Below are 19,772 nucleotides of genomic sequence, written 5' to 3' on the forward strand. Positions count from 1 at the left end.
AGAAGTGAAACGCCGTAGCGCCGATGGTAGTGTGGGGTCTCCCCATGTGAGAGTAGGGAACTGCCAGGCATCAAACAAGTGAAGAGCCCATCCTGCCGGATGGGCTTTTTGCGTTTCAGTGGTCCGGGCAGCGTGCCGGTATGTCTCCCCGGTGGCGCTGCGCTTACCGGGGCTACGGATGCGCACCCGCCCTGCACGACCTGTAGCCCGGACCGGTACACCGCATCATTACCGGTAACGCCCCCAATATCACTGCCCCTGCAATCAGGCAAGCCTTCCCCCGCCAGATACGGTAAACTAACGCCGATTTTGCATCAGGAAGCCACTATGAACCACTCCCTCAAACCCTGGAATACCTTTGGCATTGAGCGCTCCGCCAGGACGATTGTACGCGCCGAAACTGAGCAGCAGTTATTAAGCGCCTGGCAAACTGCTGTCGCGGCAGGCGAACCCACGCTGATCCTTGGGGAAGGTAGTAATGTCCTGTTTCTGAACGACTATGCCGGTACGGTGATCCTCAACCGAATTATGGGGATCGAGGTGAGCGAAACGCCGGAAGCCTGGTGCTTGCACGTCGGCGCCGGCGAAAACTGGCATCAATTGGTGCAGTTCACGCTACAGCATGCGATGCCAGGTCTGGAAAATTTGGCATTGATCCCTGGCTGCGCAGGATCTTCGCCGATCCAGAATATTGGCGCCTACGGTGTCGAGCTCCAGCGGGTTTGCAACTATGTGGACTGCATTGAGCTGGAAACGGGTCGTAAGCAGCGTCTTTCAGCGGCGGAATGCCGTTTCGGCTACCGTGACAGTATCTTTAAACATGAATACCAGGATCGCTACGCCATCGTCGCGATTGGTTTAACGTTAGCGAAAGCATGGCAGCCTGTACTGAGTTACGGTGATTTAACGCGTCTTGATCCACAGACCGTCACCCCGCAGCAGGTATTCGATTCCGTTTGTCATATGCGAATGACTAAGTTGCCGGATCCCAAGATTAACGGCAATGCCGGAAGTTTCTTTAAGAATCCGATCGTCAGCGCTCAGGTTGCTGAAGCGCTGCTGGCGCAATTCCCCCGGGCGCCGCATTATCCGCAGGCAAACGGCACCGTCAAGCTGGCCGCGGGCTGGTTAATCGATCAATGTCAGCTCAAAGGGCAACGCATTGGCGGCGCGGCCGTCCATCGACAACAGGCCCTGGTACTCATTAATGAAGATCGAGCGACCAGCGAGGACGTGGTAAAACTAGCCCATTACGTTCGCCAGCAGGTGGGTAAGAAATTCGATGTATGGCTTCAGCCCGAGGTGCGCTTCATTGGAACGCATGGTGAAGTCAACGCAGAGGAGAGCATTGCGTGAAAGACCATACTATTCCCTTAACGTTGATTTCTATCCTGGCTGATGGCGAGTTCCACTCAGGTGAACAGCTTGGTGAGCAGTTAGGTATGAGCCGGGCGGCGATTAATAAGCATATCCAGACCTTACGCGACTGGGGCGTCGATGTGTTTACAGTGCCAGGCAAGGGTTACAGCCTGCCGGAGCCCATTCATCTGTTGGATGAGAAAAAGATTTCCCAACAGATTGAACATGGCCGAGTGACGGTTCTCCCCGTGATTGACTCCACTAACCAGTATTTACTGGACAGGCTTGATGAGCTGACATCCGGGGATGCCTGTGTGGCTGAATATCAGCAGGCAGGGCGAGGACGGCGAGGTAGAAAATGGTTCTCGCCCTTTGGCGCCAATCTTTATCTCTCGATGTACTGGCGCCTGGAGCAGGGGCCGGCGGCGGCTATTGGACTCAGCCTGGTGATTGGTATCGTGATCGCTGAAGTTCTGCAGCAACTCGGGGCCGATCAGGTTCGTGTGAAATGGCCAAACGATATTTACCTGCAAGATCGTAAACTGTCAGGGATCCTCGTGGAACTGACCGGGAAAACGGGTGATGCTGCACAAATCGTTAGTGGCGCGGGTATCAATCTTGTGATGCGTCGCGTGGAGTCTGACGTGGTCAATCAGGGGTGGATAAGCCTTCAGGAGGCGGGGGTTGTCATCGACCGCAATCTCCTCGCCGCGCGCCTGATTAAAGAGCTACGTCTGGGCCTGGAACTGTTCGAGCAGGAAGGGTTAGCGCCCTATCTGCCGCGCTGGGAGAAACTGGATAACTTTATTCATCGCCCGGTAAAACTCATTATCGGTGATAAAGAAATCTATGGAATTTCCCGGGGCATTGATGCGCAAGGCGCACTATTGCTGGAACAGGATGGGGTGATAAAAGCCTGGGTTGGCGGTGAAATATCATTGCGCAGCGCAGAATAAAAAAGGGAGCTTCGGCTCCCTTTGCTTTATTTACGTAAGCGTACTTGATTCACAGAATGATTGGCGCTTTTGGTCATGATCAGGCTGGCACGTTCGCGGGTTGGAAGGATGTTTTCTTTAAGATTCATTAAGTTAATCTCGTTCCATAGCGAGGTGGCAATATCCACCGCCTCTTCCTTCGACAGCTTAGCGTAATTGTGGAAGTAGGAGTCAGGATCGGTAAACGCCCCTTCTCGGAATTTGAGAAAACGGTTGATATACCAGCTTTTCAGTAATTCTTCCGGGGCATCGACATAAATAGAAAAATCGACAAAATCGGATACAAATACATGATGAGGATCGTGCGGATAATCCATTCCACTTTGCAGAACGTTGAGTCCCTCAAGAATTAAAATATCCGGCTGCGCGACGGTTTTATCGCCGTCGGGAATAACATCATAAATCAGATGGGAATAAACCGGCGCGGTTGCCTGCGGTACACCTGATTTAAGATCGGAGACAAACTTCACCAGTCGATGCATATCATAGGACTGCGGGAAGCCTTTCTTCTTCATTAATCCGCGTTCTTTCAATACTGAGTTAGGGTGCAAAAAACCGTCAGTAGTGATGAGTTCAACATGGCGGTGCTCCGGCCAACGGCTAAGCAAGGCCTGCAGTACACGCGCGGTGGTGCTTTTCCCCACCGCAACGCTGCCAGCGATGCTGATGATATAGGGAATGCGTTGACCGTTGGTACCAAGAAATTGTTCGAGAACAGCCTGACGACGCAGGTTAGAACTGATATAGAAGTTGAGCAAACGCGACAGCGGCAAATAGATCTCGGCAACCTCTTCCAGAGAGAGATCTTCGTTGATGCCTTTTAACCGCGTGATTTCATCCTCGGTTAACGTCATCGGGACAGAATCACGAAGTGCAGCCCATTGGTGGCGGTTAAATTGTAGGTACGGTGTCATTAACGTCTGCTCTTTTTGGCTCATAAGCATGTTCTTACCATCGCCGTATACGTTGAAACGGCGATGCTTCACACGAGTTAATCAGGACAATGGGCAGGAGGGTAACACCAGATTGCCGGGAATAATAAGAAAAAAACTCATTGAATGCTGCTTTCTCGCGCCAGCATCACAAGAGAGGAATAAGTTTCTTATTCGTAGTAAACCAGCAGGATAGTGCTAACGGCCCGTTACCTTTCTGTCAGTCGTCCGCATACATCCTGGGCATCAGCGGGTGACTGGAACCGCTCCTGATGAGCTGGATTGCTGGCGAATATTTGCACTGCCCTGTTTGAAATTACACCGTTTTTTCGTGTAAGAGCACAAAATGTGAGCAAGAGAACGTTTTATGCAAATTTTTAGTTGCATGAACTCGCTCCTCTCCCTAGAATGCGCGCTACTTGATGCCGACTTAGCTCAGTAGGTAGAGCAACTGACTTGTAATCAGTAGGTCACCAGTTCGATTCCGGTAGTCGGCACCATAACAATTTGGGTGGGGTTCCCGAGCGGCCAAAGGGAGCAGACTGTAAATCTGCCGTCATCGACTTCGAAGGTTCGAATCCTTCCCCCACCACCACTTTCTGGCGACGCTTTGCGTAGCCGGAGTTGGTTGGGTAAACTAATCAGCTCAATACTAAAGAGAGCAGTCTCTTTAGTATTACAGAAAGAACTGGGTAGCCGAGTTTCAGGATGCGGGCATCGTATAATGGCTATTACCTCAGCCTTCCAAGCTGATGATGCGGGTTCGATTCCCGCTGCCCGCTCCAGACGTGCTGATATGGCTCAGTTGGTAGAGCGCACCCTTGGTAAGGGTGAGGTCCCCAGTTCGACTCTGGGTATCAGCACCACTTCTTTTCTCTCCTTCCCTGTTTCTCTTCTGTTATTTTCATTCAACAAGTCGGGCATGTTGCCTGGTTGATGTGGTGATATCACCGATTTATCCGTGTCTTAGAGGGACAATCGATGTCTAAAGAAAAGTTTGAACGTACAAAACCGCACGTTAACGTCGGTACTATCGGCCACGTTGACCATGGTAAAACAACGCTGACCGCTGCCATCACTACCGTTCTGGCTAAAACCTACGGTGGTTCTGCTCGTGCATTCGACCAGATCGATAACGCACCGGAAGAAAAAGCTCGTGGTATCACCATCAACACCTCTCACGTTGAATATGACACCCCGACTCGCCACTACGCGCACGTAGACTGCCCGGGCCACGCCGACTATGTTAAAAACATGATCACCGGTGCTGCGCAGATGGACGGCGCGATCCTGGTTGTTGCTGCGACTGACGGCCCGATGCCGCAGACTCGTGAGCACATCCTGCTGGGTCGTCAGGTAGGCGTTCCGTACATCATCGTGTTCCTGAACAAATGCGACATGGTTGATGACGAAGAGCTGCTGGAACTGGTTGAGATGGAAGTTCGTGAACTGCTGTCTCAGTACGATTTCCCGGGCGACGACACCCCGATCGTTCGTGGTTCTGCTCTGAAAGCGCTGGAAGGCGACGCAGAGTGGGAAGCGAAAATCATCGAACTGGCTGGCCACCTGGATACCTATATCCCGGAACCAGAGCGTGCGATTGACAAGCCGTTCCTGCTGCCGATCGAAGACGTATTCTCCATCTCCGGTCGTGGTACCGTTGTTACCGGTCGTGTAGAGCGCGGTATCATCAAAGTCGGTGAAGAAGTTGAAATCGTTGGTATCAAAGAAACCGCGAAGACCACCTGTACTGGCGTTGAAATGTTCCGCAAACTGCTGGACGAAGGCCGTGCTGGTGAGAACGTTGGTGTTCTGCTGCGTGGTATCAAACGTGAAGAAATCGAACGTGGTCAGGTACTGGCTAAGCCGGGCAGCATCAAGCCGCACACCAAGTTCGAATCTGAAGTGTACATCCTGTCCAAAGACGAAGGCGGCCGTCATACTCCGTTCTTCAAAGGCTACCGTCCGCAGTTCTACTTCCGTACTACTGACGTGACTGGCACCATCGAACTGCCGGAAGGCGTAGAGATGGTTATGCCGGGCGACAACATCAAAATGGTTGTTACCCTGATCCACCCGATCGCGATGGACGATGGTCTGCGTTTCGCAATCCGTGAAGGCGGTCGTACCGTTGGCGCGGGCGTGGTTGCTAAAGTTCTCGGCTAATCGCTGATAACATTTGACGCAATGCGCAATAAAAGGGCATCATTTGATGCCCTTTTTGCACGCTTTCATACCAGAACCTGGCTCATCAGTGATTTTTTTTGTCATAATCATTGCTGAGACAGGCTCTGAAGAGGGCGTTTATACACCAAACCATTCGAGCGGTAGCGCGACGGCAAGTCAGCGTTCTCCTTTGCAATAGCAGGGAAGAGGCGCCAGAACCGCCAGCGTTGAAGCAGTTTGAACGCGTTCAGTGTATAATCCGAAACTTAATTTCGGTTTGGATCGCCTCGCCCCCGCGGGGTGAAATTGTTTGTAGAATACTTCTGACAGGTTGGTTTATGAGTGCGAATACCGAAGCTCAAGGGAGCGGGCGCGGCCTGGAAGCGATGAAGTGGATTATCGTTGCCGTGCTGCTGATCGTGGCGATCGTGGGCAACTTCCTTTATCGCGACATTATGCTGGCGGTGCGTGCGCTGGCCGTGGTTATTCTTATTGCTGCTGCCGGTGGCGTCGCGCTGTTGACGACGAAAGGTAAGGCGACCGTTGCTTTTGCTCGCGAAGCGCGAACTGAAGTGCGTAAAGTGATTTGGCCGACTCGCCAGGAAACGCTGCATACTACGCTGATTGTTGCTGCCGTGACTGCAGTAATGTCACTGATCCTGTGGGGACTGGATGGTATTCTGGTTCGCCTGGTCTCCTTTATCACTGGCCTGAGGTTCTGAGATGTCTGAAGCTCCTAAAAAGCGCTGGTACGTCGTTCAGGCGTTTTCCGGTTTTGAAGGTCGCGTAGCTACTTCGCTGCGTGAACATATCAAATTACACAACATGGAAGAGTTGTTTGGCGAAGTCATGGTTCCAACCGAAGAAGTGGTTGAAATCCGTGGCGGCCAGCGTCGCAAAAGCGAACGTAAATTCTTCCCTGGCTACGTTCTGGTTCAGATGGTCATGAACGACGCGAGCTGGCACCTGGTGCGCAGCGTACCGCGTGTGATGGGCTTCATCGGCGGTACTTCCGACCGTCCGGCGCCGATCAGCGACAAAGAAGTCGATGCCATCATGAACCGCCTGCAGCAGGTTGGCGATAAGCCGCGTCCGAAAACGCTGTTTGAGCCGGGCGAAATGGTGCGTGTCAACGATGGTCCGTTCGCTGACTTTAACGGCGTCGTTGAAGAAGTGGACTATGAGAAGTCCCGCCTGAAAGTTTCTGTTTCTATCTTCGGTCGTGCGACGCCGGTAGAACTGGACTTCGGTCAGGTTGAGAAGGCGTAAGCCGGCGATCAAAAAAGCAGCGATTTAATCGTTGCATAGGGCGCGAAATTGGCATACAATTTCGCGCCTTTTGTTTTTATGGGCCTGGCCCGTAAAACGATGTTTAATCACGGGGAGCTTCTCTGAAGCGTTAATACCCAATTTGAGGATTTAAGAATGGCTAAGAAAGTACAAGCCTACGTCAAGCTGCAGGTTGCAGCTGGTATGGCAAACCCGAGTCCGCCGGTTGGTCCAGCACTGGGTCAGCAGGGCGTTAACATCATGGAATTCTGCAAAGCGTTCAACGCAAAAACTGAATCCATGGAAAAAGGTCTGCCAATCCCGGTTGTTATCACCGTTTACGCTGACCGTTCTTTCACTTTCGTTACCAAAACCCCGCCGGCAGCAGTTCTGCTGAAAAAAGCGGCTGGTATCAAGTCCGGCTCTGGTAAGCCGAACAAAGATAAAGTGGGTAAAATTTCCCGCGCTCAGCTGCAGGAAATCGCGCAGACCAAAGCTGCCGACATGACTGGTGCCGACATTGAAGCGATGACTCGCTCCATCGAAGGTACTGCACGTTCCATGGGCCTGGTAGTGGAGGACTAAGAAATGGCTAAACTGACCAAGCGCATGTCCGTGATCCGTGACAAAGTTGATGCAACTAAACAGTATGACATCAACGAAGCCATCTCTCTGCTGAAAGAACTGGCTACTGCTAAGTTCGTTGAAAGCGTTGACGTTGCTGTAAACCTGGGCATCGATGCTCGTAAATCTGACCAGAACGTACGTGGTGCAACTGTACTGCCGCACGGTACTGGCCGTTCTGTTCGCGTTGCCGTATTTGCCCAGGGCGCAAACGCTGAAGCTGCTAAAGCTGCAGGCGCTGAGCTGGTAGGTATGGAAGATCTGGCTGACCAGATCAAGAAAGGCGAAATGAACTTTGACGTTGTTATTGCTTCCCCGGATGCAATGCGCGTTGTTGGCCAGCTGGGCCAGGTTCTGGGTCCGCGCGGCCTGATGCCAAACCCGAAAGTGGGTACCGTAACCCCTAACGTTGCTGAAGCGGTTAAGAACGCTAAAGCAGGTCAGGTTCGTTATCGTAACGACAAAAACGGCATCATCCACACCACCATCGGTAAAGTGGACTTTGACGCTGACAAACTGAAAGAAAACCTGGAAGCTCTGCTGGTTGCGCTGAAAAAAGCAAAACCGACTCAGGCGAAAGGCGTGTACATCAAGAAAGTTAGCATCTCCACCACCATGGGTGCAGGTGTTGCAGTAGATCAGGCTGGCCTGAACGCTTCTGCAAACTAATGCCTTTACGTGGGCGGTGATTTTGTCTACAATCTTACCCCCACGATTCTGTCAATAAGACAGACGCTATGCGAGTCATTTGAATTGCAGCAAGGCAGCAATCGAGTGAATCACCGGGAGTGTAGTTAACTACATGACCGGTGTGAACGAGAGCAGCTAACGCCGCTGCGGTTCGAAGGACGAAGTCATAGGAAGAATTTGTTCGTTGGAGCCTGGCCTATCCAGGCCTCCGTCGAAGACCGCAGGTGTTTCGCAAGAAACTTAATCCCCTGCGTAGACGGTGACAGAACGCTAAGATTATTTTTTGGATACTCTGGCTTGTTTCTGCTCACCGTATTTAGACGCTCTTTTCGTTGAATTGAGTGAAGTGAGTTCCAGAGCATAAGCTCTGGCAAACATCCAGGAGCAAAGCTAATGGCTTTAAATCTTCAAGACAAACAAGCGATTGTTGCTGAAGTCAGCGAAGTAGCCAAAGGCGCGCTGTCTGCAGTAGTTGCGGATTCCCGTGGCGTAACTGTAGATAAAATGACTGAACTGCGTAAAGCAGGTCGTGAAGCTGGCGTATACATGCGTGTTGTTCGTAACACCCTGCTGCGCCGCGTCGTTGAAGGTACTCAGTTCGAGTGCCTGAAAGACACGTTTGTTGGTCCGACCCTGATTGCATACTCTATGGAACACCCGGGCGCTGCTGCTCGTCTGTTCAAAGAGTTCGCGAAAGCGAATGCAAAATTTGAGGTCAAAGCCGCTGCCTTTGAAGGTGAGCTGATCCCGGCGTCGCAGATCGACCGCCTGGCAACTCTGCCGACCTACGAAGAAGCAATTGCACGCCTGATGGCAACCATGAAAGAAGCTTCGGCTGGCAAACTGGTTCGTACTCTGGCTGCTGTACGCGATGCGAAAGAAGCTGCTTAATCGCAGTTATCTTTATAAAGCATTCGCTTACGTATAAACTTATTCTGATATTCAGGAACAATTTAAATGTCTATCACTAAAGATCAAATCATTGAAGCAGTATCCGCTATGTCCGTAATGGACGTTGTTGAGCTGATCTCTGCAATGGAAGAAAAATTCGGTGTTTCCGCTGCTGCTGCTGTAGCTGTAGCTGCTGGCCCGGTTGAAGCTGCTGAAGAAAAAACTGAATTCGACGTAATTCTGAAAGCTGCTGGCGCTAACAAAGTTGCTGTTATCAAAGCAGTACGTGGCGCAACTGGCCTGGGTCTGAAAGAAGCTAAAGACCTGGTAGAATCTGCTCCGGCTGCACTGAAAGAAGGCATCAGCAAAGACGACGCTGAAGCTCTGAAAAAATCTCTGGAAGAAGCTGGCGCTGAAGTTGAAGTTAAATAAGCCAACCCTTCCGGTTGCAGCCTGAGAAATCAGGCTGAGGCTGGTGACTTTTTAGTCACCAGCCTTTTTGCGCTGTAAGGCGCCAGTAGCATTTCACACTGTTTGACTGCTGGTTTGCCTGACAATGCTTGTTTCTATCGACGACTTAATATACTGCGACAGGTTAGGGTTCCTGGGCTGTGTAAATCGCAACGAAATGGTTTAAGCGTGATAGCAACAGGTATTGCGGAAAGTGTTCCATTTTCCGGTCAACAAAATAGTGTTGCATAAAAAACTGCCTTACTTAGGCAGACGGGTCGACTTGTCAGCGAGCTGAGGAACCCTATGGTTTACTCCTATACCGAGAAAAAACGTATTCGTAAGGATTTTGGTAAACGTCCACAAGTTCTGGACATACCTTATCTCCTTTCTATCCAGCTTGATTCGTTCCAGAAGTTTATCGAGCAAGATCCTGAAGGGCAGTATGGTCTGGAAGCAGCCTTCCGTTCCGTATTCCCAATTCAGAGCTACAGCGGTAATTCAGAGCTGCAATACGTCAGCTACCGTCTGGGCGAACCTGTTTTTGATGTTAAAGAATGTCAGATCCGTGGCGTGACTTATTCTGCACCGCTGCGCGTAAAACTGCGTCTGGTGATCTACGAGCGCGAAGCGCCGGAAGGCACCGTTAAAGACATCAAAGAACAAGAAGTCTACATGGGCGAAATCCCGCTCATGACCGACAACGGTACCTTTGTTATCAACGGTACCGAGCGTGTTATCGTTTCTCAGCTGCACCGTAGCCCGGGCGTCTTCTTTGACAGTGACAAAGGTAAGACCCACTCCTCCGGTAAGGTCCTGTATAACGCACGTATCATCCCTTACCGCGGTTCCTGGCTGGACTTCGAATTCGACCCGAAAGACAACCTGTTCGTTCGTATCGACCGTCGTCGTAAACTGCCGGCAACCATCATTCTGCGCGCGCTGAATTACACCACTGAGCAGATCCTTGACCTGTTCTTCGAGAAAGTGGTCTTTGAAATTCGCGACAACAAGCTGCAGATGGAGCTGGTACCGGAGCGTCTGCGCGGTGAAACCGCCTCCTTCGATATCGAAGCCAACGGTAAAGTGTACGTTGAGAAAGGCCGTCGTATTACTGCGCGCCACATTCGCCAGCTGGAAAAAGACGATATCAAACATATCGAAGTTCCGGTTGAGTACATCGCGGGTAAAGTTGCTTCTAAAGACTACATCGACGAAGCGACCGGCGAACTGATCTGCCCGGCGAACATGGAGCTGAGCCTGGATCTGCTGGCTAAACTGAGCCAGTCCGGCCACAAGCGTATCGAAACGCTGTTCACCAACGATCTGGACCACGGTCCGTACATTTCTGAAACGGTACGCGTCGACCCGACCAACGATCGTCTGAGCGCGCTGGTAGAAATCTACCGCATGATGCGCCCGGGTGAGCCGCCGACTCGCGAAGCGGCTGAAAGCCTGTTTGAGAACCTGTTCTTCTCCGAAGACCGCTACGATCTGTCCGCGGTTGGTCGTATGAAGTTCAACCGTTCTCTGCTGCGCGACGAAATCGAAGGTTCCGGTATCCTGAGCAAAGACGACATCATTGAAGTGATGAAGAAGCTCATCGATATCCGTAACGGTAAAGGCGAAGTCGATGATATCGACCACCTCGGCAACCGTCGTATCCGTTCCGTTGGCGAAATGGCGGAAAACCAGTTCCGCGTTGGCCTGGTACGTGTAGAGCGTGCGGTTAAAGAGCGTCTGTCTCTGGGCGATCTGGATACCCTGATGCCTCAGGATATGATCAACGCCAAGCCGATTTCCGCAGCAGTGAAAGAGTTCTTTGGTTCCAGCCAGCTGTCCCAGTTTATGGACCAGAACAACCCGCTGTCTGAGATTACGCACAAACGTCGTATCTCCGCACTCGGCCCAGGCGGTCTGACCCGTGAACGCGCAGGCTTCGAAGTTCGAGACGTACACCCGACGCACTACGGTCGCGTATGTCCAATCGAAACGCCTGAAGGTCCGAACATCGGTCTGATCAACTCCCTGTCCGTGTACGCACAGACTAACGAATACGGTTTCCTTGAGACCCCGTATCGTAAAGTGACCGACGGTGTGGTTACCGATGAAATTCACTACCTGTCTGCTATCGAAGAAGGCAACTACGTTATTGCTCAGGCGAACTCCAACCTGGATGAAAACGGCCACTTCGTAGAAGACCTGGTTACCTGCCGTAGCAAAGGCGAATCCAGCTTGTTCAGCCGCGACCAGGTTGACTACATGGACGTATCCACCCAGCAGGTGGTATCCGTCGGTGCGTCTCTGATCCCGTTCCTGGAGCACGATGACGCCAACCGTGCATTGATGGGTGCGAACATGCAACGTCAGGCGGTTCCGACTCTGCGCGCTGATAAGCCGCTGGTTGGTACCGGTATGGAACGTGCTGTTGCCGTTGACTCCGGTGTTACTGCGGTGGCTAAACGTGGCGGTACCGTTCAGTACGTGGATGCTTCCCGTATCGTTATCAAAGTTAACGAAGACGAGATGTACCCGGGCGAAGCAGGTATCGACATCTATAACCTGACCAAGTACACCCGTTCTAACCAGAACACCTGCATCAACCAGATGCCTTGCGTGTCCCTGGGCGAACCCATTGAGCGCGGCGACGTGCTGGCCGACGGCCCGTCCACCGACCTTGGTGAACTGGCGCTGGGTCAGAACATGCGCGTAGCGTTCATGCCGTGGAACGGCTACAACTTCGAAGACTCCATCCTCGTCTCCGAGCGTGTTGTTCAGGAAGACCGTTTCACCACCATCCACATTCAGGAACTGGCGTGCGTGTCCCGTGACACCAAGCTGGGGCCGGAAGAGATCACCGCTGACATCCCGAACGTGGGTGAAGCTGCGCTCTCTAAACTGGATGAGTCCGGTATCGTTTATATCGGCGCGGAAGTGACCGGCGGCGACATTCTGGTTGGTAAGGTAACGCCGAAAGGTGAAACCCAGCTGACGCCGGAAGAGAAACTGCTGCGTGCGATCTTCGGTGAGAAAGCGTCTGACGTTAAAGACTCTTCTCTGCGCGTACCGAACGGTGTCTCTGGTACCGTTATCGACGTTCAGGTCTTTACCCGTGATGGCGTAGAAAAAGACAAACGTGCGCTGGAAATCGAAGAGATGCAGCTGAAGCAGGCGAAGAAAGACCTGTCTGAAGAACTGCAGATCCTCGAAGCCGGTCTGTTCAGTCGTATCTACGCGGTGCTGGTCTCCGGTGGCGTTGAAGCTGAGAAGCTCGACAAACTGCCGCGCGATCGCTGGCTGGAACTGGGCCTGACCGACGAAGAGAAACAGAATCAGCTGGAGCAACTGGCTGAGCAGTATGACGAACTGAAACACGAGTTCGAGAAAAAACTCGAAGCGAAACGCCGTAAAATCACCCAAGGCGACGATCTGGCACCGGGTGTGCTGAAGATTGTTAAGGTATACCTGGCCGTTAAACGCCGTATCCAGCCTGGTGATAAGATGGCAGGCCGTCACGGTAACAAGGGTGTTATCTCTAAGATCAACCCGATCGAAGATATGCCGCACGATGCTAACGGTACGCCGGTAGATATCGTACTGAACCCGCTGGGCGTACCGTCTCGTATGAACATCGGTCAGATCCTGGAAACTCACCTGGGTATGGCTGCGAAAGGCATCGGCGATAAGATCAACGCCATGCTGAAACAGCAGCAAGAAGTCGCGAAACTGCGCGAATTCATCCAGCGTGCTTACGATCTGGGCGCTGACGTTCGCCAGAAAGTTGACCTGAATACCTTCAGCGATGAAGAAGTTCTGCGTCTGGCTGAAAACCTGCGTAAAGGCATGCCGATCGCAACGCCGGTATTCGACGGTGCGAAAGAAGCTGAAATCAAAGAGCTGCTGCAGCTGGGCGACCTGCCGACTTCCGGTCAGATCACCCTGTTTGACGGCCGCACCGGTGAACAGTTCGAACGTCCGGTAACCGTGGGTTACATGTACATGCTGAAACTGAACCACCTGGTCGACGACAAAATGCACGCTCGTTCCACCGGTTCCTACAGCCTGGTTACTCAGCAGCCGCTGGGTGGTAAGGCGCAGTTCGGTGGTCAGCGCTTCGGTGAGATGGAAGTGTGGGCGCTGGAAGCTTATGGCGCGGCCTACACCCTGCAGGAAATGCTCACCGTTAAGTCTGATGACGTGAACGGTCGTACCAAGATGTATAAAAACATCGTGGACGGCAACCACCAGATGGAACCGGGCATGCCGGAGTCCTTCAACGTACTGTTGAAAGAAATCCGCTCGCTGGGCATCAACATCGAACTGGAAGACGAGTAACTCTCGCTCAAACAGGTCACTGGTGCCGGGATAAAACCCGGCGCCAGATTGTGCTAACTCCGACGGGAGCAAATCCGTGAAAGACTTATTAAAGTTTCTGAAAGCGCAAACTAAAACCGAAGAGTTTGATGCGATCAAAATTGCTCTGGCATCGCCAGACATGATCCGTTCATGGTCTTTCGGTGAAGTTAAAAAGCCGGAAACCATTAACTACCGTACGTTCAAGCCTGAGCGTGACGGTCTGTTCTGTGCTCGTATTTTCGGGCCAGTAAAAGACTATGAGTGCCTGTGCGGTAAGTACAAGCGCCTGAAACACCGCGGTGTGATCTGTGAGAAGTGCGGCGTTGAAGTGACCCAGACTAAAGTGCGTCGTGAGCGCATGGGCCACATCGAGCTGGCATGCCCGACGGCGCACATCTGGTTCCTGAAATCGCTGCCGTCCCGTATCGGCCTGCTGCTGGATATGCCGCTGCGCGATATCGAACGTGTACTGTACTTCGAATCCTACGTGGTTATCGAAGGTGGCATGACCAACCTCGAACGCAACCAGATTCTGACTGAAGAGCAGTACCTGGATGCGCTGGAAGAGTTCGGTGACGAATTCGACGCGAAAATGGGTGCGGAAGCGATCCAGGCGCTGCTGCGCAATATGGATCTGGAGCAGGAATGCGAACAGCTGCGTGAAGAGCTGAACGAAACCAACTCCGAAACCAAGCGTAAAAAGCTGACCAAGCGCATTAAGCTGCTGGAAGCGTTCGTTCAGTCTGGCAACAAGCCGGAATGGATGATCCTGACCGTTCTGCCGGTTCTGCCGCCAGATCTGCGTCCGCTGGTTCCGCTCGATGGCGGCCGTTTTGCGACTTCTGACCTGAACGATCTGTATCGTCGCGTCATTAACCGTAACAACCGTCTGAAACGTCTGCTGGATCTGGCTGCGCCGGACATCATCGTACGCAACGAAAAACGTATGCTGCAGGAAGCGGTTGACGCCCTGCTGGATAACGGCCGTCGCGGTCGTGCGATCACCGGTTCTAACAAACGTCCTCTGAAATCTTTGGCCGATATGATCAAAGGTAAACAGGGTCGTTTCCGTCAGAACCTGCTCGGTAAGCGTGTTGACTACTCCGGTCGTTCTGTTATCACCGTAGGTCCATACCTGCGTCTGCATCAGTGCGGTCTGCCGAAGAAAATGGCGCTGGAGCTGTTCAAACCGTTCATTTACGGCAAGCTGGAACTGCGTGGCCTGGCCACCACCATCAAAGCCGCTAAGAAAATGGTTGAGCGCGAAGAAGCCGTTGTTTGGGATATCCTGGACGAAGTTATCCGCGAACACCCGGTACTGCTGAACCGTGCGCCAACGCTACACCGTTTAGGTATCCAGGCATTCGAACCGGTTCTGATCGAAGGTAAAGCTATTCAGCTGCACCCGCTGGTTTGTGCGGCCTATAACGCCGACTTCGATGGCGACCAGATGGCTGTTCACGTACCGCTGACGCTGGAAGCCCAGCTGGAAGCGCGTGCGCTGATGATGTCTACCAACAACATCCTGTCCCCGGCGAACGGCGAACCAATCATCGTTCCGTCTCAGGACGTTGTACTGGGTCTGTACTACATGACCCGTGACTGTGTTAACGCCAAAGGCGAAGGCATGGTGCTGACTGGCCCGAAAGAAGCGGAGCGTATTTATCGCGCCGGTCTGGCCTCTCTGCATGCGCGCGTTAAAGTGCGTATCACTGAATACGAAAAAGACGAGAATGGTGAATTCGTCGCGAAGACTAGCCTGAAAGACACGACCGTTGGCCGTGCCATTCTGTGGATGATCGTACCGAAAGGTCTGCCGTTCTCTATCGTGAACCAGGCGCTCGGTAAGAAAGCGATCTCCAAGATGCTGAACACCTGTTACCGTATTCTGGGCCTGAAACCGACCGTTATTTTTGCGGACCAGACGATGTACACCGGCTTTGCTTATGCAGCGCGTTCAGGTGCATCCGTTGGTATCGATGACATGGTCATCCCGGAGAAAAAATACGAAATCATCAGCGAAGCGGAAGCGGAAGTTGCTGAGATTCAGGAACAGTTCCAGTCTGGTCTGGTCACCGCGGGCGAGCGCTACAACAAAGTTATCGATATCTGGGCTGCGGCGAACGATCGTGTATCCAAAGCGATGATGGATAACCTGCAAACCGAAACCGTGATTAACCGTGACGGTCAGGAAGAGCAGCAGGTTTCCTTCAACAGCATCTACATGATGGCCGACTCCGGTGCGCGTGGTTCTGCGGCACAGATTCGTCAGCTGGCTGGTATGCGTGGTCTGATGGCGAAGCCGGATGGCTCGATCATCGAAACGCCGATCACCGCGAACTTCCGTGAAGGTCTGAACGTACTCCAGTACTTCATCTCCACCCACGGTGCGCGTAAAGGTCTGGCGGATACCGCACTGAAGACAGCGAACTCCGGTTACCTGACTCGTCGTCTGGTTGACGTTGCCCAGGACCTGGTCGTCACTGAAGACGACTGCGGCACCCTGGAAGGCATCACCATGACGCCGGTTATCGAAGGTGGCGACGTTAAAGAGCCGCTGCGCGATCGCGTACTGGGTCGTGTGACTGCTGAAGACGTTCTGAAGCCGGGTACCGCGGACATTCTGGTTCCACGCAACACGCTGCTGCATGAGCACTGGTGTGACCTGCTGGAAGAGAACTCCGTTGACTCCGTCAAAGTTCGTTCCGTTGTATCCTGTGACACCGACTTTGGTGTATGTGCGCACTGCTATGGTCGTGACCTGGCGCGTGGCCACCTCATCAACAAAGGTGAGGCTATCGGCGTTATCGCGGCACAGTCCATCGGTGAGCCGGGTACACAGCTGACGATGCGTACGTTCCACATCGGTGGTGCGGCATCTCGTGCGGCTGCTGAATCCAGCATCCAGGTGAAAAACAAAGGTAGCATCCGTCTGAGCAACGCGAAGTCGGTTGTGAACTCCAGCGGTAAACTGGTTATCACCTCGCGTAACACCGAGCTGAAACTGATCGACGAATTCGGTCGTACCAAAGAAAGCTATAAAGTGCCTTACGGCTCCGTTATGGCGAAAGGCGATGGCGAACAGGTTGCCGGCGGTGAAACCGTTGCAAACTGGGATCCGCATACCATGCCGGTTATCACCGAAGTGAGTGGTTTCGTCCGCTTCACTGACATGATCGACGGCCAGACCATTACTCGTCAGACCGACGAACTGACCGGTCTGTCTTCGCTGGTGGTTCTGGATTCCGCAGAACGTACCTCCGGTGGTAAAGATCTGCGTCCGGCGCTGAAAATTGTTGATGCTCAGGGCAACGACGTTCTGATCCCAGGCACCGATATGCCTGCTCAGTACTTCCTGCCGGGTAAAGCGATTGTTCAGCTGGAAGATGGCGTACAGATCAGCTCTGGTGACACCCTGGCGCGTGTTCCGCAGGAATCCGGCGGTACCAAGGACATCACCGGTGGTCTGCCGCGCGTTGCGGACCTGTTCGAAGCACGTCGTCCGAAAGAGCCGGCAATCCTGGCTGAAATCAGCGGCATCATTTCCTTCGGTAAAGAAACCAAAGGGAAACGTCGTCTGGTTATCACCCCGGTAGACGGTAGCGAACCGTACGAAGAGATGATTCCGAAATGGCGTCAGCTGAACGTGTTCGAAGGTGAACGTGTAGAACGTGGTGACGTGGTTTCCGACGGTCCGGAAGCACCGCACGACATTCTGCGTCTTCGTGGCGTGCACGCGGTAACGCGTTACATCACCAACGAAGTGCAGGACGTTTACCGTCTGCAAGGCGTTAAGATTAACGATAAGCACATTGAAGTTATCGTTCGTCAGATGCTGCGTAAAGCGACCATCGAAAGTGCTGGTAGCTCCGACTTCCTCGAAGGCGAGCAGGTTGAATACTCCCGCGTTAAGATCGCTAACCGCGAGCTTGAAGCGAATGGCAAAGTGGCGGCAACCTATTCCCGCGACCTGCTGGGTATCACCAAAGCGTCTCTGGCAACCGAGTCCTTCATCTCCGCGGCCTCGTTCCAGGAGACCACTCGCGTGCTGACCGAAGCAGCCGTTGCGGGCAAACGCGACGAACTGCGCGGTCTGAAAGAGAACGTCATCGTGGGTCGTCTGATCCCGGCGGGTACCGGTTATGCGTACCACCAGGATCGTATGCGCCGTCGCGCAGCGGGCGAACAGCCAGCTGCCCCGCAGGTGAGCGTAGAAGAAGCGTCTGCCAACCTGGCAGAACTGCTGAACGCAGGCCTGGGCGGTTCTGACAACGATTAATCGTTGATGCACTGCTAAAAAGCCGGTCAGGTTTCCTGACCGGCTTTTTTATTGTTTGTCCGCCGCCTCACCCTCTTCTTTAATTACATTTACGACATATTAACGCCGCATATTTTTAGCAATTAATTCATATAAAATATTCATCCCCCGTTCACTGGAAAAACCTTTGTTTATCTATGGGTAAAAGTTCTACTCATATCAAAAAACAATCAATTCAAAGGCGATATATTCAAAATACCTAATGAATCATGGGATTACTTCTGCTGCTTTATCTTCGGAGCTACGGCTCTGGAGAGGGATCGCCGCATCTCATGCTTCTCCCGATAAGACGCAGAAATAATACCGGCAGGCAGGTGTTGGTCATTTCTTTTGGTCTGAGTGGACAGACTCTGGGGGCTGCATGGAATTTGCGATACAACTCATTATTATCTTAATTTGTCTGTTTTATGGTGCCCGAAAAGGCGGTATTGCGCTGGGCCTGTTGGGCGGCATCGGTTTGGTTATCCTTGTTTTTGTGTTCCATCTCCAGCCGGGTAAACCGCCGGTTGATGTGATGTTAGTCATCATTGCCGTTGTGGCCGCTTCGGCGACGCTACAGGCGTCGGGCGGGCTGGATGTTATGTTACAGATTGCCGAGAAGCTGCTGCGGCGCAACCCGAAATATGTCTCGATCGTCGCACCTTTCGTCACCTGCACGCTGACCATTCTCTGCGGTACCGGACACGTGGTGTACACGATCCTGCCGATTATCTACGATGTCGCCATTAAGAATAACATTCGTCCGGAGCGTCCGATGGCGGCCAGCTCCATAGGTGCCCAGATGGGGATCATCGCCAGCCCGGTCTCGGTAGCGGTGGTGTCGCTGGTGGCGATGCTGGGGAATTTTACCTTTAACGGTAAACACCTGGAATTTCTCGACCTGCTGGCGATAACCATTCCGTCCACGCTGTTGGGGATCCTGGCGATTGGTATCTTCAGCTGGTTCCGTGGCAAAGATCTGGATAAAGACGAAGCCTTCCAGGCGTTTATTGCGGTACCGGAAAATCGCCATTATGTCTATGGCGATACGGCGACGCTGCTGGATAAAAAGCTGCCGACCAGCAACTGGATTGCGATGTGGATCTTTCTGGCCTCCATCGCCGTGGTGGCCCTGCTCGGCGCGTTTTCCGAACTGCGTCCGGCCTTCGACGGTAAGCCGCTGTCGATGGTGCTGGTGATCCAGATGTTCATGCTGCTCTCCGGGGCGCTTATTATCATCATTACCAAAACTAACCCAGCGTCGATTTCTAAAAATGAGGTTTTCCGTTCGGGAATGATCGCTATCGTCGCGGTATACGGCATCGCGTGGATGGCGGAGACTATGTTCGGCGCGCATATGACCGAGATTAAAGGTGTGCTCGGGGAGATGGTGAAGGAGTACCCGTGGGCTTACGCCATCGTACTGCTGCTGGTTTCGAAGTTTGTGAACTCTCAGGCGGCAGCGCTGGCGGCGATTGTTCCGGTGGCGCTGGCCATCGGCGTCGACCCGGCCTATATCGTGGCTTCCGCGCCGGCCTGCTATGGCTACTATATTCTGCCGACCTACCCAAGCGATCTGGCGGCGATCCAGTTCGACCGCTCAGGGACCACCCATATCGGCCGCTTTGTCATTAACCATAGCTTCATCCTGCCCGGGCTCATCGGCGTCGGTGTCTCCTGCGTGTTTGGCTGGGTATTCGCCGCGATGTATGGTTTTCTTTGAGAGGGGACGGGCGCCGGCAG

13 protein-coding genes and 4 tRNA genes are annotated in these 19,772 nt (G+C 52.9%); 16 read left to right on the forward strand and 1 reads right to left on the reverse strand.

The annotated features are described in order from the left end of the window. The first annotated feature begins 327 nt into the window (after positions 1–327). Complete coding sequence (gene murB, locus FHW76_RS26075; RefSeq protein ID WP_048965101.1) at positions 328–1,356, forward strand: UDP-N-acetylmuramate dehydrogenase; 1,029 nt, start codon at positions 328–330, stop codon at positions 1,354–1,356. Continuing rightward, positions 1,353–2,315 carry a bifunctional biotin--[acetyl-CoA-carboxylase] ligase/biotin operon repressor BirA gene (birA, locus tag FHW76_RS26080; RefSeq protein WP_008808010.1) on the forward strand — a complete coding sequence of 321 codons (963 nt, stop codon included), beginning with the start codon at positions 1,353–1,355 and terminating at the stop codon, positions 2,313–2,315. Before murB ends, birA begins: the two co-directional genes overlap by 4 nt. A gap of 26 nt (positions 2,316–2,341) precedes the next feature. On the opposite strand, the gene coaA is transcribed toward birA, so the two are convergent. Next, positions 2,342–3,292: a type I pantothenate kinase gene (coaA, locus tag FHW76_RS26085; RefSeq protein ID WP_012543215.1), complete on the reverse strand. Its 951-nt coding sequence runs from the start codon at positions 3,290–3,292 to the stop codon at positions 2,342–2,344. A gap of 418 nt (positions 3,293–3,710) precedes the next feature. On the opposite strand from coaA, the gene FHW76_RS26090 reads away from it, so the two are divergent. The 14 genes from FHW76_RS26090 (at position 3,711) to dcuB (ending at position 19,752) form a co-directional block, all read left to right on the forward strand. Continuing rightward, positions 3,711–3,786: transfer RNA gene (locus FHW76_RS26090), tRNA-Thr, on the forward strand. Positions 3,787–3,796: 10 nt separating this feature from the next. After that, positions 3,797–3,881, forward strand: a tRNA-Tyr gene (locus FHW76_RS26095). A gap of 115 nt (positions 3,882–3,996) precedes the next feature. After that, a tRNA-Gly gene (locus FHW76_RS26100) sits at positions 3,997–4,071 on the forward strand. Positions 4,072–4,076: 5 nt separating this feature from the next. Next, positions 4,077–4,152, forward strand: a tRNA-Thr gene (locus tag FHW76_RS26105). Positions 4,153–4,267: 115 nt separating this feature from the next. Beyond that, positions 4,268–5,452 carry an elongation factor Tu gene (tuf, locus tag FHW76_RS26110; protein WP_012543214.1) on the forward strand — a complete coding sequence of 395 codons (1,185 nt, stop codon included), beginning with the start codon at positions 4,268–4,270 and terminating at the stop codon, positions 5,450–5,452. A gap of 338 nt (positions 5,453–5,790) precedes the next feature. Further along, positions 5,791–6,174 carry a preprotein translocase subunit SecE gene (gene secE, locus FHW76_RS26115; RefSeq protein ID WP_002883772.1) on the forward strand — a complete coding sequence of 128 codons (384 nt, stop codon included), beginning with the start codon at positions 5,791–5,793 and terminating at the stop codon, positions 6,172–6,174. Position 6,175: 1 nt separating this feature from the next. After that, a complete protein-coding gene (gene nusG, locus FHW76_RS26120; RefSeq protein ID WP_007665882.1) occupies positions 6,176–6,721 on the forward strand; it encodes a transcription termination/antitermination protein NusG in 546 nt (181 codons plus the stop codon). Positions 6,722–6,877: 156 nt separating this feature from the next. Continuing rightward, positions 6,878–7,306 carry a 50S ribosomal protein L11 gene (gene rplK / locus FHW76_RS26125; protein WP_008808007.1) on the forward strand — a complete coding sequence of 143 codons (429 nt, stop codon included), beginning with the start codon at positions 6,878–6,880 and terminating at the stop codon, positions 7,304–7,306. 3 nt (positions 7,307–7,309) lie between these two features. Then, positions 7,310–8,014: a 50S ribosomal protein L1 gene (gene rplA / locus FHW76_RS26130; RefSeq protein WP_008808006.1), complete on the forward strand. Its 705-nt coding sequence runs from the start codon at positions 7,310–7,312 to the stop codon at positions 8,012–8,014. A 414-nt stretch (positions 8,015–8,428) separates the two neighbouring features. Then, positions 8,429–8,926 (forward strand): 50S ribosomal protein L10, encoded by a 498-nt coding sequence (gene rplJ / locus FHW76_RS26135; RefSeq protein WP_001207203.1) that lies wholly within the window; start codon positions 8,429–8,431, stop codon positions 8,924–8,926. Between the two features lie 66 nt (positions 8,927–8,992). Next, positions 8,993–9,358 (forward strand): 50S ribosomal protein L7/L12, encoded by a 366-nt coding sequence (gene rplL / locus FHW76_RS26140; protein ID WP_002884142.1) that lies wholly within the window; start codon positions 8,993–8,995, stop codon positions 9,356–9,358. Between the two features lie 324 nt (positions 9,359–9,682). Beyond that, positions 9,683–13,711: a DNA-directed RNA polymerase subunit beta gene (gene rpoB / locus FHW76_RS26145; RefSeq protein WP_008808005.1), complete on the forward strand. Its 4,029-nt coding sequence runs from the start codon at positions 9,683–9,685 to the stop codon at positions 13,709–13,711. Positions 13,712–13,787: 76 nt separating this feature from the next. Beyond that, on the forward strand, positions 13,788–18,011 hold the full coding sequence (gene rpoC / locus FHW76_RS26150) for a DNA-directed RNA polymerase subunit beta' (protein WP_008808004.1): 4,224 nt from the start codon (positions 13,788–13,790) through the stop codon (positions 18,009–18,011). Between the two features lie 400 nt (positions 18,012–18,411). After that, on the forward strand, positions 18,412–19,752 hold the full coding sequence (gene dcuB / locus FHW76_RS26155) for an anaerobic C4-dicarboxylate transporter DcuB (protein ID WP_008808003.1): 1,341 nt from the start codon (positions 18,412–18,414) through the stop codon (positions 19,750–19,752). The last annotated feature ends 20 nt before the right edge of the window (positions 19,753–19,772 follow it).

It is taken from the genome of Klebsiella sp. RC2 (genome assembly GCF_014192815.1).
GTDB lineage: Bacteria > Pseudomonadota > Gammaproteobacteria > Enterobacterales > Enterobacteriaceae > Klebsiella > Klebsiella variicola.